Raw genomic sequence first — 25,803 nt, forward strand, 5'->3', positions numbered from 1 at the left:
AAGTACTAATGCTTCAGCAGAATCTTTTAATGCTAAAATAAAAGCTTTTAGAGCCCAGTTTAGAGGTGTCAAAAATGTAGAATTCTTCCTTTTCAGATTAACCACAATTTTTGCATAAACACAACTTTTGGGAATGATCCAGTTTCATGGGTTCCATCTCCATTTGGGGTAAAGAATTTAGGAAATCCTAAAACTAAAATTTGTTGTTGTGCAATTCCTATACAATCATATAAATCTGCTACAGTTATAGTATGATAACCTATGGGAATATCCTTAAATACATTACTGTTTTGCGGTGCGCTATCATCTAAAGAAAATATATAGTTATCACTTCCACTTGCATTTACAACAATACTATTTTCATCAGTAAAAATAATTTCTTCAATAGTTAAAACACTTGCTGTTCGGGAGGTTGATATTTTGAAGTTTTTGGTGTTACTACACCCCAAAGAGGAGGTTACAGTAACCCAATAATCTCCATCATTATTTAGTACAATTTCTGGAGTAGTAGCTCCAGTAGACCATAAATAAGTTTCTCCGGTAGAGCCAGTGGCTGCACTTATTGTTGTTTGGGAGTTGGCAGCACATTTTACGGTAACATCTTGAATAGGAATAGTAGGAAATGGGTTGATGTTTATCTCAAATGAGGTAGTTATAAAGCAACCTGTTTTTTGGCTTTCTAATCTCACAAAAATCACATCTCCATTTATTGCTTCAAAATTTAAAATTTCTTCAGAAGCTAAGGAGTTTGTATTTGACACAGCATCCTCATGGTTTGTAAAATAACCTATTTGTTGTGCTTCTGGAATTGAGGAAACTTGAATAAAATCCGACTGTATACTCAGGTCAAAATTTGCAGTTAAACTTTCTGAGCATTTACGGAGTGTAGGAGGGATGTTATATTTTGGTAAGTCGGATACTTCAATGTAAATGTCTGTAATAATAAAGCACCCAGAGGTAGTATTAGTAACTCGAGCATATAAAGTATTTATAGAATTTATTGGCTCATAAATAGTATTTAGCTCATTAGTATTGTTTTCAGCTTCCGTTAGGTTAGGAAAATATGAAATGGATACTTTGGAAGGGTTTTGTGCAATTTGAATGTCTAAATCAGAGAGTAAAACAGTATTCATATCATCAGCGCATAGGCTTAAGGTATTGAAGGTTTTTAAAAGAGGTGGTCCCTCAACATGTAAATCTAACGGAACAATTAAATAGCAATTAGAAACAGTATTGGTAGCTCTTACATATACTAATTGGGGATTGGTGGTATTTACAAAAGTTTCAGGATTTGAAATAGGATTGGTATTAGCTTCTGCATTTACTTCCGTATTAAAAAAATCAAGAACCACATCGTCTTGCCGTATTCCAAGGATATCAATGTTTTCATCTGTCAAATCGAAAGTAGTTATTTCATCATAATCATCATCACAGGCAATAATAGGAGCAGGATCGTTAACCAAACCTACAATTACAACATTTAATTCAAATTCTACCACTTGAAAACACCCATTATTGGACTCGATTCTAGTAAAAATAGTTTGTGGATTTTCGATATTTTCATAAGAATAAGGGAGGGAATTGGTGTTGTTGATAGCATTTATTTCAGAATAATAAAAACTAACACCTGCTATATCTGGAAATCCATTTCGGATTTCGTTTTCTACAGGTTGTAAGTCAAAGATCTCTTGTCCATTATTACTTATATCATCACAAGTATATAGGTCGGTAGGAAGGTTGTATTCTGGCCCATCCACCACAACCAAATCGAAAGAAACAGTTTCATAACAATTCTGATCCGCAGTATTTTCTATTCGAGCATATATTGTTTGCGGATTTTCAGTATTTGTAAATGTTAGGTTTTTATTAGCTGCCGAAGTTCTATTTTCTGCATTTTGTAATGAGGTGTAATAGGTAATTTGTTTTTGAGTCTGTCCATTTAGAATCTCATCGTCTTTGGAGTTAAATATAAATACCCCAACATCATCGTTATTAGTGTCGCAATATTCATAATCTGAGATAGGTTTTTTTTGAGGTTTGGAAGAAATAATAATGTCAAAGGAAACTATAGAGTTACATGTATTAACAGGATTTTCTATAAGCGCAAAAATTTTGGTAGAATCACTACTAAAATTATTTAGATTTATAATTTCATTACTACTATTATTTGCATCTTCTTCTGAAGGAAAAAACCGAACTGTACTTGTAGAAGAACTCCCAACTATTTCTGTTCTCTTTTCAGATAGATCAATTGTGGCAATTCCGTCATCATCATTATCGCAAACAAAAATATCTGTAGGTTGGTTAGCAATAGGAATGGGGAGGACTTCAATTTCAAAGTTATCTAATCCAAAGCATTGAGTTACAGTATTTGTTACCCTAACCACTATTTTTTGTGGATTTGATGTGTTTTCAAATAAAAGAGAATTTGGAATAAGATTAGTATTGCTTTCAGCATCCTCCTCAGATAAAAAATAGAATACAGAAAGTCTCGGATTTCCCTGTTTATAATGGTTACTATATTGCGTTAGGTTTATTGTGGTAAATCCATCTTGGCTATCATCACATATTTGTTGATTTCCTATGGGGTTTATTTGAATGGGAGGTGTTACTCCAATTTCTATCGCATCATCTTCAGAACAATTAGAATCGCTAATAGTAATATATAATGATTGCGGATTTTGGGTATTTGTAAAAGGGAGGTTTTTATCAATAGGGTTAAGTTGATTATCTCTGTCGGTTTCCGTTAAATAAAAAGTAACATTTACATTAGGAACAATACTGGCAATGGTAGTTTCAATTTCTAAAAGATCAAAAATCTCAACTCCGTCATTAAGCTCATCGTCACAAACATAAAACGGATTTAAATTAGTGTCACTCAACAGTCTATTCGTAAAAAGTCTTATGTACCCCAAAGTAATACATCCAGAATTTGTATTGATAATTCTTATATAAATAATTTGTTCAAAAGAAGTAGTATTTGTAAAATTAGATGGGTTATCAATTGGATTTACCCCATCTAAAGCATCTTGATTGGTAAGATGATAACTAATAGAAACGTTTGTTAGATTTTCAATAATAGGCTGAGCAGCACTTATAAGATCAAAGTTTGCAAATCCGTCCAAATCATTGTCGCATGCATCAATGGAGTTCACTGTTGTTGAAAGAAGAACCCCTTTTTTAATTTTTAGTGTAACCGTTGTTGTAGCAAAACATCGGGTAATAGGGTCTCTAATACGTACAAATAGTGTTTTAGTTTCTTGGTAGCTTATATAATTTTCACTTACAGAATTTATACCACTATCTGCCGCTGTTTTAGTTTCGTGGTAGGTAACTACGTACTTGTTTTCATCATCAATAAGTAGAGGAGTAATTTCAGAAAGATCAAAACTTTCAGAGCCCACCACATTGGTGTCGCATTTCTCTAGTGTAATATCATTATTTACAATAGGAAGCGGATTCACAATAAGATTAAAATGATTAAAAGCAAGACAACCACTCTCGTTTTCTTCTATTCTTACATGAATTGTTTGCGGATTACTACTATTTATAACAGTTGTTTGCGGATTCCTACTGGAATTAGCATCTACTTCGGTTAGGTGGTAAGTAATGGTGTAATTACCTGTATTTCCTAGAGAATTTAAGACCTCTTCATCTTTTTCTGAAAGATTAAAAGTTTCAGAAGCATCATTTTCAGCATCACATTTTATAAAATCGCTGAGGGTAGTAGAAGCTTGCTCTGTGCTTAAACTAATATTAATCTCATCTTCAATAGTACACATATTTGAGCCAAGAGGAATAGATGCAATAACTTTAAAATTTCCACCGGGTTCGTTTGCAATAATAGAAGAAGTGGTTTGCGGAAGTTTTACGTTATTTAAAAACCATTCATAAGTAGCTTGCGGATTTTGAATGCTCGCATCTAATTTAACGGCGCTGGCACAGGTGCTAATATCAGGACCTAAATCTATTTCCGTAGTAAAACTATGTGCTTCAATAAAAATAGCAGAATCGGAGAGAGTATCTCTTTGGTCTGCTACAATAAGTTTAATTCTATAGGGTTTATTGGGTTCTATATTTGCAGTTGCAGTAAGTGGAACAGTACGTCCATTAAAGTTTGTGTTTCCTATATTATATCCATCAAAAAACTCTTCATTTTCAGCATCACAAAATCCTACAATCTCTTGGTGGATAGTGTTTGTAGCAATTGGAATAGTTGTATTAGGAATTAAAGCTATATTTTGATAGGGTTTGGATCCATCGGCGGGTTGAATTAAAAAAGCAAAACTATCAGAATATTCGCATGGAAAATGATTGGAATATTCTTCAGAAGCTAGTAAGTAATTAAAGCTAATAGTATTTGTTCCTGCAATAAATTCAAATTCAATTGTAGTAGCATTAAAGGTTTCTGTAACCCCAGTAATAACCTCTAAATCTGGATCTCCGCTCCAATTTTCATCTCCAGCACTTAATAACTCACCATTAACCGATCCACTAATTTGGTTAATAGCTCCAGTGGTAATTACAATTCCTTCAGAAAAAGGAAAGGAGGGAGCATTATTACTAAAATATCCATAGCTTTCAATACCAGTAGCCATACCATTAATGGGAGAACTCACATTTAAAATTTCTACACAACCCTCTACAAAACTCCCCCTCAATTAACTCTGGAAGTGGTTGGTTATTATCAATAGTTAGTCGTTGCGCATTGATTTTAGCAATGCATAGCACACCTACAAAGATTAATGTATACCATTTTAATTTCATCCTAATATAAAAAAGAATTTATAGAGGTTGGGGTGAAACTACTATGGGGTGTTTGTAAGATTAAATAGTTATTTAAATGTAGTCAATTCTTTCAGATGTAGCAAATAATGATACTGAATTTCAGTAGGTTATGTCTTATTTTCTTTGAGTTTTATTGAATCATAATTTTTAGATTTCTGTATATTGTAGGAAATTAATTTTTTTCTTGAAAGTTATTATAGCTTATTGATTTTTTTGTTTAACTTTATAGTGTAAAAATTAAACAAAACAATAGGTGTATCTCAACAAATTAAATACATCTTTTTGCTTATATGGATAATGATGTTATTGTAATAGGCTCTGGATTTTCATCATTGGCTACTGCTTGTTATTTACAGCAAGCGGGTAGAAATGTTGTTGTTTTGGAGAAAAATGAACAGCTCGGAGGACGTGCGTCTGTTTTGGAGGAAGAAGGTTTTAAATTTGATATGGGACCATCATGGTATTGGATGCCCGATATTTTTGAGCGCTTTTTTAACGACTTCGGAAAGGAAGTTTCCGATTATTATCAGCTTAAAAAATTATCGCCTGCTTATAAAGTATTTTTTGGCAAGGACGATGTTATAACAATTGGTGATAGTTTAGATAAAATTATTGAAACATTTGAATCTATAGACCCAGAAAGTGGTAGTAAGCTAAAAAAATTTATTGATGAGGCAAAAACAAATTATTCTATCGCGATGCAAGAATTAGTTTACAAGCCTGGAATTTCAATTTCAGAATTAGTCACTGCCGAGACTATTTCTAGACTTAATTTATTTATTACCAATATAACTTCGGAAGTAAAAAAGATTACCAATAATGAAAAGCTCCAAAGTATATTAGAGTTTCCAGTACTTTTTTTGGGAGCAAAACCAGAAAAAACACCTGCATTTTACAATTTTATGAATTATGCCGATTTTGGTAAAGGAACTTGGTATCCAGAAGGGGGAATGAATGAAATTGTAAAAGCAATGGTTTCTTTAGGGAAGTCTTTAGGGGTAAAATATCTTACCAACCAAGAGGTTATGTCGATAGAATTGGAAGGAAAAGAAGTTTCATGGGTAGAGACAAAAACAAATTTATTTCATTGTAATTTGGTAGTTTCTGGTGCAGATTATGCGCATACAGAAAAACTATTAACCCCAAAATTACGTAATTATAAAGCGAGTTATTGGCAGAAAAAGACATTTGCTCCTTCTGCATTTTTGTATTATATAGGATTTAAAGGAGATACAGAAAAATTAGCGCACCATAATTTGTTTTTTGATACCGACTTTAAAGCCCATGCCAAAGAAATTTATGATGAAAAATGTCTCCCTAAGGATCCATTATTTTATGCGAATTTCCCCTCAAAAACAGATGCTTCATTAGCACCAGAAGGAATGTCTACAGCTTTTTTTTTAATCCCTGTTTCTGTAGATATAGAAGACGATGTTACAATGCATGATAACTATTTAGATCTTATTTTAAAACGATTGGAAGCCTGCACTGGAGAAAATTTGAAGGATAGAATTGTATATAAAAAATCTTTTGGAGTAACAGACTTTAAGTCGAGATACCATTCTTGTAGAGGGAACGCATATGGTTTGGCAAATACACTTTTACAAACCTCGGTATTAAGACCAAGTATTAAAAATAAAAAAATTAAGAATTTGTTATATACCGGGCAACTTACAGTTCCAGGGCCAGGAGTTCCACCAGCATTAATTTCTGGTAAAATTGTGAGTAACTATATAAAAAAGAAAAACCTATGACAACCAACTACAATCTCTATCATAAAGTATGTTCGGAAACGAGTAAAATGGTTACCAAAAAGTACAGCTCGTCTTTTTCCCGTTCTATTTTATTTTTAACCCCAGAAATAAGAGAGAATATTTATAATATCTATGGGTTTGTTCGTTTTGCAGACGAAATTGTAGATACTTTTTATGAGCACGATCGGAAAAAATTATTAGATCGGTTTGTAGCAGATTATCATTTGGCACTTTCTCAGGGGATTTCATTAAATCCAGTTTTACAAGCATTCTGTAGAACTCAAAAAGCGTTTTCTATCCCTCAGCATTTGGTAGATTCATTTTTAGATTCGATGTATATGGATTTAGGAGTGATGAAAGATTTAAATTCAGAAGCCTACCAGAAATATATATATGGTTCTGCAGAAGTAGTAGGTTTAATGTGTTTAAATGTTTTTCTCAAAGGAGATTGTAAAGATTTTGAAGCGCTCAAGCCTCATGCACAGCGTTTTGGAGCTGCTTTACAAAAGGTGAATTTTTTAAGAGATATCAGTGCAGATTTTCATCAGCTTAATCGTACTTACTTTCCAAATGTAGACTTCCAAAGTTTTACATTAGAAGATAAAATAAGGATTGAAGAAGAGATTAAGGAGGATTTTCAAGAGGCAATAATAGGAATAAAAAAATTACCCCTTTCCTCCCGATTTGCAGTTTACCTTGCGTATCTTTATTACACTAGTTTGTTTGATAAAATTAAAAAGACCGATTCTGCGCTACTATTTAAAAAGCGTATTCGAGTAAATAATCTTGAAAAATTAATGTTGTTTTCAAGAATATATGTTCAGAAAAGTCTAAAAATTCAAATATGATTTATGTTTTTTATATAGTACTTACTGTTTTTGTTTTCTGTTTAATGGAAGCGGTTACTTGGTTTACACATAAATATATTATGCATGGTTTTATGTGGTATTTTCATGACGATCATCACCAACCCGGATATCCACATGTTTTTGAAAAAAATGATTTCTTTTTTATCATTTTTGCCATTCCTAGTATTTTATTGTTCTATTTTGGAACCATAGACGGAGTAAATTATTTGTTCTTTATTGGTTTAGGAATTTTATTCTATGGAATAGCTTATTTTTTAGTGCATGATGTTTTAATTCATCAAAGATTTAAGTGGTTTAAGCGTACTAATAACACCTATTTAAAGGGGCTTAGAAAGGCTCATAAGATTCATCATAAACATTTAGGGAAAGAAGACGGAGAATGTTTTGGGATGCTTTTTGTTCCAAAAAAATACTTTAAAATGTAGTGGAGAAATTTCTGTATTTAGTATTAGATGTTTTTAGTTTTCTTATTCCGTTTGCGTATAGCTTTGAACGTAAGCATCTTCATTTTATTCAATATTGGAAACCCTATTTCTTAGCTATTTTATTAGTAGGATTGTTTTTTATTACTTGGGATGTTTACTTTACTGTAGAAGGAGTTTGGGGGTTTAACAATCGTTATTTAGTCGGGATAAATATTTTTTATCTTCCACTAGAAGAATGGTTATTTTTTCTGCTAATTCCTTATGCTAGCAACTTTATTCATTATTCTTTAAAATACTTTTTCCCGAAGCCTAAACTAACTCCACAATCTAGTTTTTATTTAAGTCTTTCATTATTTATTTTGAGTGCGGTAGTGGCAGTTTTAAATTTCGATAAAATATATACCCTCTGTAGTTTTGGACTTTTCAGTATCTTAATGCTTATACAATTAAAGTATGGTTTTGCCATTTTTCAGAGATATATACTTTCATTCCTTATTATTTTAATCCCCTTTTTTATTGTCAATTCATGGCTTACAGGGGCTTTTACAGCAGAGCCTATTGTTTTTTATAATGATGATGAGAATTTAGGAATTCGTGTAGGAACCATTCCACTAGAAGATTTTTTCTATTGTTTTTCAATGCTCTATGGAAGCATTTTGTTATTTGAACATTTTAAAAAAAAACGTTTTGGGCATTAAAATAACATCTCATTCAGGGATTTATCAGTTAAGAGTCTCTCAAGAAGTTAACGCTTCTATAAAAGATGTATGGGAGTTTTTTATAAATCCGCAGAACTTAAATAGTTTAACCCCAAAGGATTTAGACTTTAAAATAACCTCTCCAAAAAGTAATCAAACCTATAAGGGTCAGATTATAACATACAGTATTAAAGTGTTACCTTTATATAGAACTAATTGGGTAACTGAAATTACACAGTTCGAAAATCAAAGTTTATTTGTTGATGAACAACGTTTAGGGCCCTATAAAATGCTCCATCATGAACATCATTTTAAAAAGATTGATGCAAATAAAACCTTGGTTGAAGACATAGTTACCTATAAAATACCATTTGGTTTACTAGGACGTTTTATTGGAGGAAAAATAATTCGTAAACGTTTGGTAGAAATATTTACCTTTAGGAAAGAAGTAATTTTTAATTTTTTTTAATAATTTTTTAAATTTAATGTGACCATTTCTTACTTCTTGTGTCTAAATGATTGGGACTAGCCTTAACCTAATTTTTTGTTATTTTGGTAAACACGCAGGGAGATAGTGAGATAGATGATGAACAGCTTGTAGCAGAAATTGTTGCAACTAATAACACGCATTTATTTGCGATTCTTTACGACCGATATTCTGAAATAATATATAACAAATGCCTCAGTTTTACGCATGAAGCAGAAGAGGCTCAAGACTTAACTCATGATATTTTCATAAACTTATTCTTAAAGCTAAAAACCTACAAAGGAAAGTCAAAATTTTCTACATGGTTGTATTCCTTTACTTATAATTTTTGTGTGAATTATGTCCAAAGGAGCTTAAATAAAAGACAAGATAAGTTTGTGCAGACAGAAGAATTACCTGGTGAGTCGCATGAGTATCAGGAAATTTTAGATGAAAATATTTATCAGTTAAAATCTAAGAAATTAGAAAAAGCGCTAAAAAAGATTGAAGCTAATGACAAGATGATATTATTAATGAGATATCAAGATGATTTTTCAATAAAAGAAATTCAAGAAGTTCTAGATTTGGGAAGCAGTGCAGTAAAAATGCGATTGAATAGAGCAAAAGGACGTTTAATTGAAATCTACAACACGTTGTAATTATGGATAATCCGTTCAAAACAATAATAAACAATGAAAAATTACCAGAAGCCGTAAGGAAAAAGGTAATGAAGGATATTGATTTAATTAAGCTGTCGCTCGATGTTGCGGATTTGTTTGTTATTAAATATCCAGAAACAATAACTAATATTTTAAACCTAGGAGATGATAATGATTAGACAATTACAAATGAATTTTGATTTCAAGATTTTACACAATTATTATAATGATTTTTTAGAGGTCTTGCCTAAAGTTGTAGGAGGAATTGTATTCATAATTTTAAGTTGGCTACTATTAAAATTGATACTTTTTATAGCAAAAAAATCATTGAAACTAACTAAAATAGATTCGTTATTAGAGAATGTAAATGATAAAAATCCAATATTTGGAGATTCTGTAAAAATTAAACCAACAAAAATTATTCTTGCCTTTTTAAAATGGTTTTTAATATTAATACTAATTATTGTTGGGGCCGATATTTTAGGGCTATCTATAGTTTCCAACGAAGTTGGTAAACTAGTACAGTACTTACCTAGAATTTTTACTGCAGTTATTATATTTCTTGTAGGTACCTATGGTGCAGTTTTATTACGAAAAGCAGTTCAATCTGCCTTAAAAGCTTTTGATATGAATGGCTCTAAAGCCATAAGTATTTTAGTTTTTTACTTAGTGTTTATTATAGTAGCCATCATGTCTCTTAACCAAGCAGGGGTAGATACCGAAATAATCACTAATAACCTATTTTTAATAATAGGAACATTTATGGCAGCTTTAGCAATAGCACTTGGTTTAGGTTCTAGAGACATTGTTTCTCGTTTACTTTTTGTTTTTTATACAAGAAAGACTTTTTCCATTGGGAAGCGTATAAAATTTGGAGAAATAGAGGGAGTTGTACTCGCTGTAAATAATATCTCCATTCTTATAAAAAATGACGAAAATAAAAAGATAGTGGTTCCAATTAAACAAATAGTTAATGAAAAAGTAGAGATTTTAAATTGATAATTGGTTAGTGAATTATTGAAAATCAATTTATAAAGCATTTATTTTAAACTGAATACAGTTTATTTGCTAATTGTATATCACTTAAAAAACGATTCCCTAAGTTGTGAATTATCAAACATTTCAACCAAGTTCTGATTTAGAATCTATTATCAGTTGTTATTGGACTTTAGAAGTTCCTGCAGAATTTTCTGCGCAAAGACAGCGAATAATTCCAGATGGAACAATTGAAATGGCTTTTATTCTTGGAGACGATATTAAACGATACACTTCAGAAAATGAATTCATTATACAGCCTCGTGCAATGGTTCTCGGACAGACAATTGAACCTTTTTATATCGAACCGACAGGGTATGTCAATACTTTTGCCATTCGTTTTTATCCTTATGGTTTTTCGAATTTCGTAACAATGCCGATTAAGAAATTGGCTAATAAAGAAACACCAATAAAACTATTGTTCGGAGAAAAACCTGCTAGTGAATTAGAGCGAAAAATAATAGAGGCAAAGAATACTAGTAAAAGAATAGAGATTATTGAAGATTTTCTTTTAAAGAAATTTAATGAAAAATCTACTATTAATACTATTGTAAAAACTACTATAGATGCTCTTTTAGCATCAAAAGGGAGTGCTTCAATAAGCAAAATCCTTAAAGAAGATATGTCCAAACGACGGCAACTTGAGAGAAATTTTATTAAACAAATTGGTGTAAGTCCGAAACAATTAGGCAAAGTAATCCGACTACAAACGGCTCTCAAAATGTTGCTCAACAAAGACTCAGGAAGTCTAACTGACATTGCCTATGAAAGTGAATACTTTGACCAAGCACACTTTATAAAAGACTTTAAAGAATTTACTGGAATCAACCCAAAGGAGTTTTTAGGTAATGAAAACATGACGCTTTCTACTCTTTTCTACAAATAGTCAGCGTGTCGCATTTTTACAATTTTGATTTATACAAGTAAACTAAATTTGTCCTGTCAAATTAAACAAAACTGTATGAATAAGGGCATGCTTTGTGCAATTGTATTACTATCTATAAATATAGTTGCATGCAACAATCAAAATAAATCAAAAACAGAATCTTACGCGGTTGAATCTAATCTAAATCAAAAAACTATAGAAATGAAAAGTCATATTTCAATTTTTGAAATTCCTGCAACGGATATTTCAAGGGCAGTAAATTTTTATCAAGCAATTTTAAATATTAATATTGAAAAAATAGAAATGCCAGGAATGGAGATGGGAATATTTCCATACGAACAACAAATGGTAACAGGAGTAATTATAAAAGGAGATGGATACAAACCTTCTGCTGATGGAGTAACAATATACCTAAATGGCGGAGACAATTTTCAAAACATTCTTGATAAAGTTGAAAAGAATGGCGGAAAAATCCTTATGCCGAAAACAGCCCATGCAGATGAAAATGGATTTTTTGCTTTATTTTTGGATACAGAAGGAAATAGACTTGGTTTAAACTCTTCAAATTAAGTAGAAAAGAGCGAACGCTCAGCAATGTTTATAGGCAATAGCAGTAAACATTGTTTTTCTTTGTAACATAGTAACTCCATAACTTTTAACTAGAACCGTTGTCAACATCTATACGTTAACGACGTTCTTAAGCTATATATAACTCTTATTTCGAATTCCACGAGAGCTTACTTCAAAATATTTTACTAAAAAACTTGTGTCCTACTTACTTGTAAGAATTACCTATGCCACACAGTAAGAAATAAATTATGAATTTAAATTCATCTTAAAACACTTTTAGTTTACTAAAAGCTCTGTGTTTTTATGTTTGAAGTGGTTTATTCAATTCAAAATCAATAAAATCTACAAGGCCTTATAATTTTCTTCTATTATGATAGCTCCCTTACACAATTTAATAAATTTTAACACTTTATATTTAAGTAGTTGACTGTGAGTTTATTGTATGTTTTTAGTGATGGGTTATTTTAATTTTTCGATAAAAGTATATGTGACCTTTTCAAAAATCATGTGTCTTATAATATAGAGAAGCAAACAACAAAACATATAATAAGATATAAATTAAATAGATAAATAATGGAAATGGTTTTTTTACTTATTCAATTTTTAATTTTGCCAGGATTAATTTTTTTGATTTTGATTAGTTGGTTTGATTACAAAAAGTCTAGAGAAACTTATATGAAGTTGAAAAAATGAAATGATAAGTAAGAAATTGCAATAGTTGTTACATTATGAGGGTTTTGTAGCAATAATTTCCAAAACAGTAGCGCTTAAGATTAATTTCTTAAGCGCTGTTTTTTTATCGCATGGCTTTACTTAAGATTCCCATAACACCTCTTATAAAAGTAGCACTTGTTAGCACTTTTATAATAGGATTCATAGCCGAACTTTTTCGAGTAGAAGTTCTCGAAGTCTTTTTTTGTTCTTCTTTTGCTTTTTGCTGAGCCTCCTCAGTTTGTGCTTTTTCAATTTTTTTATTTAGAAGTTCATACGCACTTTCACGATCTACTACCTCATTGTATTTTGGAATTAATTTAGACGCACTAATTACTTGTTTTACTTCAGTATCTGTTAAAATATCCATTCTACTCATAGGAGCTCTTAACATAGTTGCAGCTAAAGGTGTTGGTCGCCCTTTTTCATCTAAAGCAGAGATGAGAGCCTCTCCAATTCCGAGTGAAGTAAGCACTTCTGAAGTATTGTAAAAATCTGAAATAGGGTAATTCTCTGCAGTTAGTTTTATTGCTTTTCGGTCTTTTGCAGTAAAAGCACGTAACGCATGTTGAATTTTTAATCCGAGTTGAGAAAGTACAGCATCTGGAACATCAGTTGGGTTTTGCGTTACAAAATAGAGTCCAATTCCTTTAGAGCGAATTAGTTTTACAATACTTTCTATTTGGTCTAAAAGTGCGTCTGAAGCCTCATTGAAAATAAGGTGTGCTTCGTCTATAAATATAACAAGCTCTGGACGGTCGCTATCTCCTTGTTCAGGAAAAGTAGCATAAACCTCGGCTAGTAGACTCAACATAAAAGTAGAAAAAAGTTTAGGCTTGTCTTGTATATCTGTTAATCGGATTATGTTTATAATTCCTTTACCATTCTCATCAATACGGGTAAGATCTTCTACATCAAAAGATTTTTCACCAAAAAATAGGTCAGCTCCTTGTTGTTCTAATTCTATAATTTTACGTAAGATAGCTCCAGTAGAAGATGTTGAAATTCGCCCATAGGCTTCTTGGAATTCTTCTTTTCCTTCGGAAGTACAGTATTGTAATATTTTTTTGAAGTCTTTTAAATCAAGAAGCGGAAGCTGGTGGTCGTCACAATATTTAAAAAGCACCGCTACAATTCCTTGTTGTGTATCTGTTAGGTCTAAAATCCGAGATAGTAAAATAGGACCAAATTCAGAGATGGTAGCACGAAGTCGCACTCCGTTCTGTTCGGATAAAGTAAGGATGTCTATAGGAAATTTTTTTGCTTCGTATGGAAATCCAATTTTGGTATGTCGCTCTTGTATTTTAGCATTATCATTTCCGGGTTGTGCTAGTCCGCTAAGGTCCCCCTTTAAATCCATCAACAAAACTGGAATTCCTTTTTCCGAAAGATTTTCGGCCAGAATTTGAAGTGTTTTTGTTTTTCCAGTTCCTGTGGCACCGGCTATGAGTCCGTGTCGGTTTAAAGTTTTTAGAGGGATTTTAACCAAGGCATTAGTTAGCGGGTCACCATCAAGCATGGCGGCTCCCATACTTATATAATCACCTTTAGTTTTATAACCTTCTTCTATATGTTGAAAAAAAGCGTCTTTATTGCTCATCTTGAAATTATTTGCTATTGAACGTGTTTACTAAAATAAGGTAAAGTTTGCTAAGTTGAAAGGAGTATTTTTTTATAGTGTTACCATTAGTAAGCGTACGCTAATTATTGATGCTAGCCCTGATTGAGCTAACTACCGTGTAGTAGCGAAAGCAGGAAATGGCGACTCCAAAAAAGCAATAGGAAATGGCTACTAAAAATAAAAAAGGAAAACGTATCTTTGCGGCATGACAAAAGAAGCGATCTTAGCGAAGGTAAATGCGGGGGAAATGCTCCCGTTGATGGAGGAGTTTTATACCATCCAAGGAGAGGGGTTTTACAAAGGGACAGCAGCTTATTTTATTAGAATAGGAGGCTGTGATGTGGGTTGCCATTGGTGCGATGTTAAGGAAAGTTGGAATGCCGAAACCCACCCGCCAACAGCGGTTGCTACTATTGTAGAGAATGCTGCAAAATACTCAGATACTATTGTAATTACTGGAGGAGAGCCGCTTACTTGGGATATGACGTTTATTACTTCTGAATTAAAAAAGCGAGGCTTGAAAACGCATATTGAAACTTCTGGAGCGTATGAATTAACAGGAGAATGGGATTGGATTTGCCTTTCGCCAAAGAAAATGAAGTTGCCAACTGCAAAAGTGTACGAAAAAGCGAACGAGCTTAAATGTATTGTTTATAATAAAAATGATTTTGAGTTTGCTGAAGCTCAAGCTGAAAAGGTAGGAAAAGACTGCATTTTATACTTACAACCAGAATGGAGTAAACGTGATAAGATGATTCCAGAGATAGTGGAGTACGTAATGAAGAATCCGAAATGGAAAGTGTCTTTACAAACCCATAAATACTTGAATATTCCTTAGTTGAAAGTTGAAAATTGCTTCCTATATGTTGTTATTTTTTAGTGAGTTGGGCTAGGTAATCGTAATGTTTGCCTTCGGCTAGGAGATTACATTGGAGTCCTACCATTTCGCAAAAGAGGCTTAAAGTATTAAAGTCTAAATACAGCCATGTTGTAGTTTCTGTTTCTCCTTTATATTTGAGGGTATAGGTAAGTTCGCCATAGTAATCATTATCCATAGGAATCCATTTTCCGCCATCTTCATCCTCATCAAACATGTAGATAATATCTGTAGAATCGATAAGTATTTGTCCGTTATCAGTAAGTAAGTTTTTTAGGTGTGTTAGTTTTTCTGGAACACTTTTATAGGTTCCAAAAATTCCAGTACCATTCATGAGCATTAAAATGGTATCATATTTTTTATCCTTTAGCTCGAAAACATCTTTTTGAAATGCATCTTTAAGACCTCTTTTTTTAGCAACCTCAATAGCTCCAGCAGAAATATCAATAGCAGTTACAGAGTTTTTTTTAGTTTCTTGTAAGTATAATGCATGGCTCCCAGCACCGCATCCTATATCGAGGATATTACCAAAACTTTTATCTAAGGCTTTTTTCTCCAAAGGAGGCATCTCTTTATAACTTCTAAATAAATAGGAAATAGGAAGAATATCTTCTTCGGAGATGGAGGTTTCGGTAAGAACTTCTTCTAAAAAATTATCAGAATAAAAGTCTACAATAGCTTTCCCGAGGAGGTCTTTCAAAGTTTATTTATTAATGTTGACATAATATTTAAAGAAAGTAATTAAATCGTCTTCTTTCTTTAAATTCAATTTCTTTTCTTTTACAAATTTATCTAATTGTTTGTTATCAAACTGTTTTAAAATCTTTTTTGTGTTACTCTCCAGAGGAATAGCATAAGAACTTCCTTTTAACTTTATAAAGTAATCTTCGTTATCGCTAAACTTAGCAGGTTTATCTTTTTGGTAACCTGTGTTTGCTTTTTCTGGTGGATAATATATTTTGGTGTATTTGTTTAAAAGCATATCATCTGCTGTACAGAAAAGACAAACCATATATCCAGTCTTCTTTTCATTTTTGTCTTGGTAGTCTACTAAATATAGCTTTTTACCATGAATCTCGTAGGCATAATTTGGCTTTGTAGAACCTTTATAGATCTCAGATTCCGACATTTTAATTTCGATATAATCTTTGTAAATATTGTACCGTAAATCTACATTATCATACACTTTTCCATCTGCAAAAATTTTTCCTTTTGTAAATTCATCTCCATTTAAATATATAGAACCTTCTAAACCAGCAAATTCGTTAGAACTTTTAGTGTCTATTAATGGACCATTTTGGTATCCATATTGATCAATTTGCGCTTGGAGTAAAGTACAAGCGAGGATGCATAGTAATAAGATTATTTTTCTCATAAGAATGTAATTCATTTACAGTAAATTAAGAGGAATTTTCTTTAAAATCCAAAAAAATATTAAAACATATTAATGAAAATAAGACAGGAACAGTTATTCTATAATAAGCCTTATCTTTGTAGCTGAAAGGATTTTTTCTTCTGATAAGAAATAAATGGACGATTTTTTAAAACAACTCCCGCAACTGGCTAAAGACAAGCAAAACGAGAACAAAAAGTATTTTGCTAAATTACGAAAGAAGCCACCAAAAAATATAGATTATGTAATGCAAGAATTGCATGAAGTGGAGTTTGAAAAAACCGATTGCTTAACATGTGCAAATTGTTGTAAAACTACTGGTCCGCTATTTACCAATGCAGATATTGAACGTATTTCAAAACATTTTAAGCAGAAGCCCCAGCAGTTTATAGATACTTATTTAAGAATTGATGAAGACAATGATTATGTCTTACAAGAAGTGCCTTGCACATTTTTAGGAGCCGATAATTATTGCTTAATTTATGACGTACGCCCTAAAGCTTGTCGCGAATATCCACATACGGACAGAAAGAAATTTCAGCAGATAAGCAATTTAACTATAAAAAATACAGCCATATGTCCTGCCGTATATAATATTGTAGAGGCTATGAAAGCAAAACTTCCAAAATAAAATTTTTGTAAAATAGAGTGAGTTTAAGTCATTTATATTTCAAATTAAAAATTATTGTATCTTGTTTATATGGAAACTTTAATTACTTATTTTGAAACAATTCCGTCCTCACATCGGAGTTTAATTTTGATTTCGGGGATTACTTTTTTTTGGATATTGGAGTACGGAATACCATTATTTAAATTTAGGTATCATAAACTTAAACATGCTTGGCCTAATATTTTCTTTACGTTTACTACTATTATTGTTAATTTTTTATTGGCATTTATTCTTTTAAAAACAAGCGATTGGGTGGTTGTAAATGGTTTTGGAATCCTTCAATGGATAGCATTTCCAATGTGGGCAACAGTGTTATTAGGAGTGCTTTTGTTAGATTTTATAGGGGCTTGGTTGGCGCATTGGGTGCAACATAAGGTTAAGGTGTTATGGAAGTTTCATTTAATACATCATACAGATACCTATGTAGATACTACAACAGCAAATAGGCACCATCCTGGGGAGAGTTTTGTACGGTTTGTTTTTACAACTTTAGGAGTGTTTATAGGAGGAATTCCAGTAGGAATTGTACTATTATATCAGTCGCTTTCCGTGGTTTTTTCTCAATTTAATCATGCAAATATTAAATTACCAAAAAAACTGGATACCTTGTTGAGTTGGGTTTTTGTATCTCCAGATATGCATAAAGTACATCACCATTATGTCTTACCGTATACCGACACTAATTACGGAAATATCTTTGCTATCTGGGATCGGCTTTTAGGTACTTTTTCTAAAATGAATTCAAAAGATTTGATCTACGGAATAGACACACATCCAGATATAAATACATCTACAAGAGTAGGGAAATTATTAAAAATCCCTTTTGAAAAATATAGAAACAGTTAAAACGTGTGTTATTCGTAAATTAAATAGTTGCTTCTAATTTTTTTAAAATTTTCTATGTCTGCTTGCCATGAGGCTTTAATTTCTTCATTACTCATTCCTGCCTCTATTTGTTTTTGTAGTTTTTCATTTCCAGCATGGAGTGTAAATCCAGAGGTCTTAAAGAAATTAAATTTATCGGTGGAATTTTCATAAGCTTTAATAATCCATTTCATAGTAACTTCTTTAGGCGGTGTTATTTCTGAAAGATTTTCCCCATAACATATTTTTCCATTTTGTTTTGGATCTTTAGAGCCAAAATTAGGCTTTGGAGTGTATTCAAAAGAAAACACTTTTTTATCCAACCATGGAGCACCATAACGCTGAAATTGGAATTCTGTTCCTCTTCCTGCATTTACATTAGTACCTTCAAAAAGCCCTAAACTAGGATATAGCAAAATAGATTGATCATTAGGTAAATTAGGAGAAGGACGAATTGGTAAACTATATGCTAGGCTATGATTGTAATTTTTAACAGGAATAACGGTTAAATCGCACTTTACTTTATTGGCTAACCAAAGCTCTCCGTTAAGCATTTTTCCGTACTCTCCAATAGTTAATCCATATACAAGCGGAATAGGAACTTTTCCTAAAAAACTAGCATGTTCAACTTCAAGTGTAGGGCCATCAACATAGCTAGCATTGGGATTTGGACGGTCTAATATAATTAGTGGAATGTTATTTTCGGCGCAAGCTTCCATTACCAAATGTAGGGTTGAAGTGTAGGTGTAAAAACGCACTCCTACATCTTGAATATCAAACACCATAACATCTATAGCATTTAATTGGGCAGCAGCTGGTTTTTTATGTTTCCCGTATAAGGATACAATTTCCAAACTTGTTTTAGCATCTCTATTTCCTTCAACAAGCTCTCCAGCATCCGCTTTTCCTCTAAAACCATGCTCAGGCGAAAATATTTTTTGAATATTTACTTGTAAAGCTGTAAGAGAATCAACCAAATGTGTGTAGTTACCATCTTCTTTATAAATAACAGAAGTCTGATTGGCTACTATTCCAACTTTTTTATTTTTTAAAAGAGATAAATATTCTTCAGTTCTATTAGCGCCAACAATAATTGGAGTTTCTTTTGGTTTTTCTTCAGTAGAAATATCAACTTTTTTTTCTTGATTTCCATTCGCACAGGAAATCACTACTAAAAACAATAATAAAAATGTATTTTTGAAACTCATAAAGTATCGCATAGTTTGAATTTAGAATATTTTATTGCCAAACGCCTTATAAAGGGAAAGGAGCATAAAAGTAGTATATCGGCACCAATAATAAAAATCGCTATTGCAGCAATTGCAATGGGGGTTATTATGATGTTGATTGCAATTGCCACTGGAGTTGGTTTACAACGAAAAATCCGTGAAAAAATTGCAGCTTTTAATGGGCATGTTCAAATTTATAATTACGATAATAATACCTCGGATGTTTCTGTGAATCCGATTTCCATCCATCAAGATTTTTATCCAGAATTTAAAAACGTAAGTGGCATTAGTCATGTGCAAGCAGTAGCTACAAAAGGAGGGATTATACGCACAAAAAATACTTTTGAAGGGATTATAGCCAAAGGAGTTGGCGCCGATTATAACTGGGATCCTTTTAAAGATTTTTTAGTTGAAGGGAGAATCCCCGATTATTCTGGAAAACGAAATGAAGAAATTTTAATTTCGAGATACTTAGCAAATCGGTTACAATTTAAAGTAGGAACCGAATTTTGGGCATTTTTTTTAAAAGATGAAGTGAGCGCCATTCCAAGTCAGGTGAAATTTAAGATTGTAGGTATTTACGATAGTGGCTTTCAAGATTTCGACGCCAATTACATTTTCGTTGATTTACGCCATATTCAACGAATGAACAAATGGAAAGATGATGAGATTGGTACTTTTGAAGTTTTTTTAGACGATTTTGATCAAATAGAGCAAAAAGGAAGAGAGATTTATGGAGCAACGCTCTCCACACTAGATTCTCAAACAATTGCTGAAAAATACTACATCATCTTCGAATGGCTATCGTTATTCGATTTTAATATAGCTATAATCATAGGGATTATGATTATTGTAGGAGGGATAAATATGATAACTGCTCTGCTTGTTCTTATTTTAGAGCGTACTCAAATGATAGGACTTTTAAAAGCTTTAGGTTCTAATAATTGGAGTATTAGAAAAATATTTTTGTACAACGCCACTTACCTTATTGTTATTGGACTCTTTTGGGGAAATCTAATAGGGCTAGGAATCTTGTTTTTACAAGATAAATTTGGATTTATAAGCTTGGATGCCGCTACTTATTATGTTTCTGAAGCTCCAGTTTATATAAATCCTATTCATGTTATTATTCTAAATGTTGGAGTGTTAATTTTATGCTTATTAATGCTTTTAATTCCTTCGTATATCATCACAAAAATATCTCCAGCAAGGTCGATTAAATTTGAATAATTCAATGCAATTTATTGATAACCTGTTTCTTTAGTAATTCATATAAAACCAATTTATCTATTATTTAACTTCTTACATTTAATTTTCTGTGCTATCATTTCTTATCTTTAAAAGGAAGAAAAGAAAACATGGAATACGCAAAGAATATATTAGAAACCATTGGAAATACTCCTTTGGTTAAAATAAATAGAATAACTAAAGGTATTGAAGCTTTAGTATTGGCTAAAGTAGAAACATTTAACCCTGGGAATTCTGTAAAAGACCGAATGGCGGTTAAAATGGTTGACGATGCAGAGGCAAATGGGAGTTTAAAACCTGGGGGGACCATAATAGAAGGAACAAGCGGAAATACAGGAATGGGACTTGCATTGGTTGCAATTGCTAGGGGGTATAAATTAATATGTGTTATTAGCGATAAGCAATCCAAAGAAAAAATGGATATCCTTCGTGCTGTTGGAGCGGAAGTGGTAGTTTGTCCTACCAATGTTTCTCCAGAAGATCCTCGTTCTTATTATTCGGTTTCTAAAAGATTGTCTGAAGAAACTCCTAATTCATGGTACGTAAACCAGTATGATAATCTTTCAAATTCATTAGCACATTACGAGCAAACAGGGCCAGAAATTTGGAAGCAAACAGATGGAAAAATCACTCATTTTATTGTAGGAGTGGGTACTGGTGGAACCATTTCTGGGGTAGGAAAATACCTTAAAGAAAAGAATCCAAACATTAAAATTTGGGGAGTAGATGCCTATGGTTCTGTTTTTAAAAAATATCATGAAACAGGTGTTTTTGATGAAAATGAAATTTATACGTACATAACCGAAGGAATTGGGGAGGATATTCTTCCTAAAAATGTAGACTTTGAGGTAATTGATGGTTTTACTAAAGTTACCGATAAGGATGGAGCTGTTTTTACAAGGAAACTAGCCAAAGAGGAAGGCATTTTTGTTGGTTATTCTGCAGGTTCCGCCATAAAAGGAGTACTACAACTTAAAGAGCATTTCAAGCCAGAAGATGTAGTGGTTGTTTTATTTCACGATTCGGGAAGTAGATATATTGCCAAAGTTTTTAATGACGATTGGATGCGAGATCGTGGGTTTTTGGAAACTGAGGTTAAGTTGGCGGAAGATTTAATAGGTATAAATGAACATGAATTAATTACAGCTAAAACAGAAGAGTTGGTGGCTCATGCAATTGAGCGAATGAAGAAATACAACATCTCTCAAATTCCTGTGGTAGATTCTAAAGGTTTTGTAGGTTCTTTGGATGAATCTACACTTTTTAAAGCATACATAGACAACAAAGATATAGCAGATAAACCAATTAAAGAGATTATGCAATCTCCTTTTCCAATGGTGAAAAAGAATCTAGCAATAGATGAACTTTCAAAGCTTATTAATAGAGAAAATAAAGCTGTTTTGGTGGATTTAGGGAATGGGAAGTTTCGAATAATTACCAAACATGATATTATAAGTGCTATTTAATCCCTTATTGAGGGTCTAATTCCTTAGAGCCTGTACTAAGTATTTCGAAGGCTTTGTATCAAAATAAATTAAATTATTTTCCTTTGAAAATTTCGTAGGCTTGCCTCGAGGTAGTTGATTAAAAATCAGTAACTTTCAGTAAAATAGATGTTTATGATTAACAGAAGGAGTTTTATACATAAATCAGGATTAATTATGGCAGCTGGGATGATGCCATATCCATCCTTTTTGCTTCCGCAGAAAAATAAAAAATTAGGAATTGCCTTAGTTGGTTTGGGCTATTATAGCACCGATTTATTGGCGCCTGCATTGCAATTAACCAAGCATTGTGAACTAAAAGGAATTGTAACAGGAAGTCCAGAAAAGATTCCAGTATGGCAATCCAAATACGGAATAAAAGATGGTAATGTATATTCTTATGAAACAATGCATGAGATTGCAAATAATGATGAAATAGATGTAGTTTATATTGTGTTACCACCTGCTTTACATGCTAAATATAGTATTATAGCAGCCAATGCGGGGAAACATGTTTGGTGTGAAAAGCCAATGGAGGTAAGTGCAGAAAAGTGTCAAGCTATGATAGATGCTTGCAAGAAAAATAAAGTAAAACTAGCTATTGGGTATAGAATGCATCATGAGCCAAATACACAAACTTTGATGAATTGGGCTGAGACCGAGCCTTACGGACAAATAAATAATGTTTTAGCTAAGGCAGGGTATTTTGATACTAGAACAAATCATTGGAAGCAAATAAAAGAACTCGGCGGCGGCGCTATGTACGATATGGGAGTGTATCCACTAAATGCTATTCGTTATACCAAAGGGAAAGAACCTATTTCTGTTAGCGCTAAACATATAACAATGAGACCAGAAATTTATCATGAAGTTGACGAGACTACCATTTTCGATTTAAAATTTTCTGATGGAACTATAGCGCATGGAGAAACAAGTTTAGGAGAGCACTTTAATAATTTAGAAGCTACTTGTGAAGAAGGAAGCTATTTTTTAAAACCTTTTCAATCATACAGTGGAGTTCAAGGCGCTACTAGCGATGGTGAGATATTAAAACCTTGGAAAGGCAATCAACAAGCAAAACAAATGGACGATGATGCTTTGGCAATTCTCAACCATCAACCAATGTTAGTTCCTGGAGAAGAAGGGATGAAGGATATCCATATTGTAGAAAAAATTTATGAGTCGGCTTCTAAAAATAGTAGTTGGATTTCAATTTAAACTTTCTATGAAAGTTTAAATTGTCAAGTCTGTTCTGGGTTTATCGGAAAGTTTTGTGTTATAATTAGATAAATTTATTTCATTTAAATGCTTCATAGGGAATCTGAGGTAGTAATTTATCTATCTATAAATCAGTTTAATATAATTTTTTTTGTAACTTTAGGTTATTGAGCTAGCCCCATTTCAATAACTATTAATTCTTTAAATGTATAAACATGGGGCAATCTTTACACAACGAATCTTCAATTCTTATTTACGCATTAAAAGCTGTTGTTTTGATATTAATAGCTGTTTTATCTTGGGTTTTTATTTCAGCTATTTTTAGTTTTATCGGTATCATAGGATAACAACCTTTTTAAATACGTTTTAGAATTTCAGGAACATACTAATTTTATGCTCCTAATTCCTTTTTACGCTTTTTTTAAATAAAATAAAGGCGAATTTCTTCAGTTTTTACTTCTAAATTTATTGTGATTTTTGAAGATTTAATTTTTTATTAATTTAAGTTAAATTATTGGTTTTCAATAATAAATTCATTCTCATAGTGTTGGGATTTATAGCTATAGTTCACTTTTAATAAATAATTATCTTAACTATAATTTAAGGTAAAGCTGTTTTTATTTGAAATTATTTCTTATATATTCCTCCACATCCTATACATTACTATAGATATCGCTATAGATTTAAGTTTAAACTATTAATTATTATCTTATTATGAAGAAGAATTCTATTTTTTTATCATTAGCAATGCTATTGGTTAATTTTCTTGTGGCGCAAGACAAGCCTAATATCCTCGTTTTATGGGGAGATGATATAGGTTGGGGGAATGTGAGCGCATATAACCATGGTATGATGGGGTACGAAACCCCTAACATAGACCGTATCGCTAAAGAAGGGGCTATGTTTACAGACTGGTATGCACAACAGTCTTGTACTGCTGGGCGTGCAGCTTTTATTTTAGGACAACATCCTTTTAGAACAGGATTATTAACTATTGGGATGCCTGGATCTAAGCAGGGAATAAAAGACAATCAGCCTACAATTGCAGAAGTTTTAAAACCACACGGGTATGTGTCGGGGCAATTTGGTAAAAACCATTTAGGAGATCAAGATGAGCATTTACCTACAAATCATGGTTTTGATGAATTCTACGGAAATTTATATCACTTAAATGCAGAAGAAGAACCAGAAGGATATTATTATCCAAAAAGTCCTGAGTTTAGAAAAAAAATATGGGCCTCGTGGGGTAATACATTCTTATTCTGATGGAAAGGTTGAAGATACAGGGCCACTTACTTCTACTAGAATGGAAACTATAGATAAGGAGTTTACAGATGCAGCCATTAAATTTATTGAAAAAACACATGCAGAAGGAAAACCTTTCTTTGTTTGGTTAAATTCAACAAGAATGCATGTTTGGACACACCTAAGTGAAGAGAGTGATGGAGTTACTGGGATAGGTTTGTATCCAGATGGTATGGTTGAACATGACAAAGCAGTAGGGCGTGTTTTAGCTAAACTAGAAGAACTAGGTATTATGGATAATACCATTATTATGTATTCTACAGATAATGGTGCTGAGAAAATCTCATGGCCAGATGGAGGTAGTACGCCATTTAAAGGAGAGAAAGGAACTACTTGGGAAGGTGGATTCCGTGTGCCTTGTGCTATACGTTGGCCTGGGGTAATTGAGCCAGGAACAGTTTATAATGATATTTTCTCTCATGAAGATATGATGCCAACTTTGGCTGCCGCTGCCGGAGAGCCAGATTTAGTAAAGAAAATGCTAAATGGTTACAGTGCTAATGGTAAAAATTTCAATGCACATTTAGATGGGTATAATTTATTGCCATTTTTTAAAGGAGAGGTGGAAAAATCGCCTAGAGAAGAAATCTTCTATTTTGACCAAGGTGGAAACTTAAATGCAATTCGTTATCAAGACTGGAAATTACACTTTACTATTTTAGAAGGTAATATTAGTACAGCTTATAGAAAGCAACCAGCTTGGCCATTGGCAATTAATTTGAGAGCAGATCCTTATGAGGTTTCTCCAGATTCAGGGATGTATATTAGATGGTATGCAGAAAATATGTGGTTATTTGTTCCAGCACAACAAAGAGCTGCTCAATTTTTAGCAACTTTTAAGAAGTATCCTCCTGTACAAGGGTCTTCATTGTCTATAGATGAGGTAGTAAAACAAATGACTACTCCAGCAAGAAACTAAAAGTTTCTTTGTAAAGAAATTAGAAAAGTGGCTATCTAAAAAGTAATTTGTAGTTGTCAAACTGTGCTTGTCAGTTGTCAAACTGAGCTCGTCGAAGTTTTAAACAACTGATAC

At 32.4% G+C, this 25,803-nt stretch carries 24 protein-coding genes; 19 read left to right on the forward strand and 5 right to left on the reverse strand.

Annotated features, from left to right (window positions below):
* The coding region (locus AC13CQ_RS02310) for a transposase (protein WP_482875575.1) at positions 1–118 on the forward strand (118 nt) is incomplete at its 5' end.
* Here AC13CQ_RS02310 and AC13CQ_RS02315 read toward each other — a convergent pair.
* On the reverse strand, positions 93–4,661 hold the full coding sequence (locus tag AC13CQ_RS02315; RefSeq protein WP_474507769.1) for a choice-of-anchor L domain-containing protein: 4,569 nt from the start codon (positions 4,659–4,661) through the stop codon (positions 93–95). The two genes, AC13CQ_RS02310 and AC13CQ_RS02315, sit on opposite strands and share 26 nt — an antisense overlap.
* Before the next feature lie 417 nt (positions 4,662–5,078).
* Between AC13CQ_RS02315 and AC13CQ_RS02320 the strand changes: the two genes are divergently transcribed.
* The 10 genes from AC13CQ_RS02320 to AC13CQ_RS02365 all read left to right on the forward strand — a co-directional run bounded on the left by AC13CQ_RS02320 (position 5,079) and on the right by AC13CQ_RS02365 (position 12,150).
* Positions 5,079–6,542 carry a phytoene desaturase family protein gene (locus AC13CQ_RS02320; protein ID WP_474507346.1) on the forward strand — a complete coding sequence of 488 codons (1,464 nt, stop codon included), beginning with the start codon at positions 5,079–5,081 and terminating at the stop codon, positions 6,540–6,542.
* Positions 6,539–7,390, forward strand: a complete 852-nt coding sequence (locus AC13CQ_RS02325) for a phytoene/squalene synthase family protein (RefSeq protein WP_008613233.1) — start codon at positions 6,539–6,541, stop codon at positions 7,388–7,390. The genes AC13CQ_RS02320 and AC13CQ_RS02325 overlap by 4 nt, the downstream gene beginning before the upstream one ends.
* Positions 7,387–7,836, forward strand: a complete 450-nt coding sequence (locus AC13CQ_RS02330; RefSeq protein WP_456867525.1) for a sterol desaturase family protein — start codon at positions 7,387–7,389, stop codon at positions 7,834–7,836. The genes AC13CQ_RS02325 and AC13CQ_RS02330 overlap by 4 nt, the downstream gene beginning before the upstream one ends.
* Positions 7,836–8,534: a lycopene cyclase domain-containing protein gene (locus tag AC13CQ_RS02335; protein WP_474507770.1), complete on the forward strand. Its 699-nt coding sequence runs from the start codon at positions 7,836–7,838 to the stop codon at positions 8,532–8,534. The genes AC13CQ_RS02330 and AC13CQ_RS02335 overlap by 1 nt, the downstream gene beginning before the upstream one ends.
* Positions 8,524–9,003 (forward strand): SRPBCC family protein, encoded by a 480-nt coding sequence (locus tag AC13CQ_RS02340; protein ID WP_474507771.1) that lies wholly within the window; start codon positions 8,524–8,526, stop codon positions 9,001–9,003. The genes AC13CQ_RS02335 and AC13CQ_RS02340 overlap by 11 nt, the downstream gene beginning before the upstream one ends.
* Positions 9,004–9,086: 83 nt before the next feature.
* Positions 9,087–9,659 carry an RNA polymerase sigma factor gene (locus AC13CQ_RS02345; RefSeq protein WP_008613228.1) on the forward strand — a complete coding sequence of 191 codons (573 nt, stop codon included), beginning with the start codon at positions 9,087–9,089 and terminating at the stop codon, positions 9,657–9,659.
* Between the two features lie 2 nt (positions 9,660–9,661).
* Complete coding sequence (locus AC13CQ_RS02350) at positions 9,662–9,838, forward strand: hypothetical protein (protein ID WP_008613227.1); 177 nt, start codon at positions 9,662–9,664, stop codon at positions 9,836–9,838.
* Positions 9,831–10,658, forward strand: a complete 828-nt coding sequence (locus AC13CQ_RS02355) for a mechanosensitive ion channel family protein (protein ID WP_335587357.1) — start codon at positions 9,831–9,833, stop codon at positions 10,656–10,658. Before AC13CQ_RS02350 ends, AC13CQ_RS02355 begins: the two co-directional genes overlap by 8 nt.
* A 106-nt stretch (positions 10,659–10,764) precedes the next feature.
* Positions 10,765–11,580, forward strand: a complete 816-nt coding sequence (locus AC13CQ_RS02360; protein WP_474507343.1) for an AraC family transcriptional regulator — start codon at positions 10,765–10,767, stop codon at positions 11,578–11,580.
* 201 nt (positions 11,581–11,781) lie between these two features.
* Positions 11,782–12,150 (forward strand): VOC family protein, encoded by a 369-nt coding sequence (locus AC13CQ_RS02365; RefSeq protein WP_474507342.1) that lies wholly within the window; start codon positions 11,782–11,784, stop codon positions 12,148–12,150.
* A 796-nt stretch (positions 12,151–12,946) separates the two neighbouring features.
* Here AC13CQ_RS02365 and AC13CQ_RS02370 read toward each other — a convergent pair.
* Positions 12,947–14,461, reverse strand: a complete 1,515-nt coding sequence (locus AC13CQ_RS02370) for a helicase HerA-like domain-containing protein (RefSeq protein ID WP_335587354.1) — start codon at positions 14,459–14,461, stop codon at positions 12,947–12,949.
* Positions 14,462–14,687: 226 nt separating this feature from the next.
* Here AC13CQ_RS02370 and AC13CQ_RS02375 point away from each other — a divergent pair, with 226 nt between their 5' ends.
* On the forward strand, positions 14,688–15,320 hold the full coding sequence (locus tag AC13CQ_RS02375) for a 7-carboxy-7-deazaguanine synthase QueE (RefSeq protein WP_008613221.1): 633 nt from the start codon (positions 14,688–14,690) through the stop codon (positions 15,318–15,320).
* Positions 15,321–15,351: 31 nt separating this feature from the next.
* Here the strand turns inward: AC13CQ_RS02375 and AC13CQ_RS02380 are convergent, their stop codons facing one another.
* Complete coding sequence (locus AC13CQ_RS02380) at positions 15,352–16,059, reverse strand: class I SAM-dependent methyltransferase (RefSeq protein ID WP_474507341.1); 708 nt, start codon at positions 16,057–16,059, stop codon at positions 15,352–15,354.
* A gap of 3 nt (positions 16,060–16,062) precedes the next feature.
* Entirely contained in the window at positions 16,063–16,734 is a 672-nt protein-coding gene (locus AC13CQ_RS02385; protein ID WP_474507340.1) for a hypothetical protein, read from the reverse strand.
* Positions 16,735–16,888: 154 nt separating this feature from the next.
* Between AC13CQ_RS02385 and AC13CQ_RS02390 the strand changes: the two genes are divergently transcribed.
* Both AC13CQ_RS02390 and AC13CQ_RS02395 read left to right on the forward strand, forming a co-directional pair.
* Entirely contained in the window at positions 16,889–17,383 is a 495-nt protein-coding gene (locus tag AC13CQ_RS02390) for a YkgJ family cysteine cluster protein (RefSeq protein WP_474507772.1), read from the forward strand.
* A 69-nt stretch (positions 17,384–17,452) separates the two neighbouring features.
* The gene (locus AC13CQ_RS02395; protein ID WP_008613217.1) at positions 17,453–18,268 is read left to right on the forward strand and encodes a sterol desaturase family protein; all 816 of its coding nucleotides are present in this window, start codon (positions 17,453–17,455) and stop codon (positions 18,266–18,268) included.
* 8 nt (positions 18,269–18,276) lie between these two features.
* Here AC13CQ_RS02395 and AC13CQ_RS02400 read toward each other — a convergent pair whose 3' ends face one another.
* Positions 18,277–19,506, reverse strand: coding sequence for an exo-beta-N-acetylmuramidase NamZ family protein (locus tag AC13CQ_RS02400; protein WP_474507339.1), 1,230 nt, complete (start codon positions 19,504–19,506; stop codon positions 18,277–18,279).
* Positions 19,507–19,509: 3 nt separating this feature from the next.
* Between AC13CQ_RS02400 and AC13CQ_RS02405 the strand changes: the two genes are divergently transcribed.
* The 5 genes from AC13CQ_RS02405 (at position 19,510) to AC13CQ_RS02425 (ending at position 25,689) form a co-directional block, all read left to right on the forward strand.
* Complete coding sequence (locus AC13CQ_RS02405) at positions 19,510–20,745, forward strand: ABC transporter permease (protein WP_474507338.1); 1,236 nt, start codon at positions 19,510–19,512, stop codon at positions 20,743–20,745.
* Positions 20,746–20,873: 128 nt separating this feature from the next.
* A complete protein-coding gene (locus tag AC13CQ_RS02410; protein ID WP_474507337.1) occupies positions 20,874–22,229 on the forward strand; it encodes a pyridoxal-phosphate dependent enzyme in 1,356 nt (451 codons plus the stop codon).
* 153 nt (positions 22,230–22,382) lie between these two features.
* Positions 22,383–23,465 (forward strand): Gfo/Idh/MocA family protein, encoded by a 1,083-nt coding sequence (locus AC13CQ_RS02415; RefSeq protein ID WP_474507336.1) that lies wholly within the window; start codon positions 22,383–22,385, stop codon positions 23,463–23,465.
* Positions 23,466–24,179: 714 nt separating this feature from the next.
* Positions 24,180–24,731, forward strand: a complete 552-nt coding sequence (locus AC13CQ_RS02420; RefSeq protein ID WP_474506747.1) for a sulfatase-like hydrolase/transferase — start codon at positions 24,180–24,182, stop codon at positions 24,729–24,731.
* Positions 24,637–25,689: a sulfatase-like hydrolase/transferase gene (locus AC13CQ_RS02425; protein ID WP_474506746.1), complete on the forward strand. Its 1,053-nt coding sequence runs from the start codon at positions 24,637–24,639 to the stop codon at positions 25,687–25,689. The genes AC13CQ_RS02420 and AC13CQ_RS02425 overlap by 95 nt, the downstream gene beginning before the upstream one ends.
* The last annotated feature ends 114 nt before the right edge of the window (positions 25,690–25,803 follow it).

The organism is Galbibacter sp. L-19, assembly GCF_056857615.1.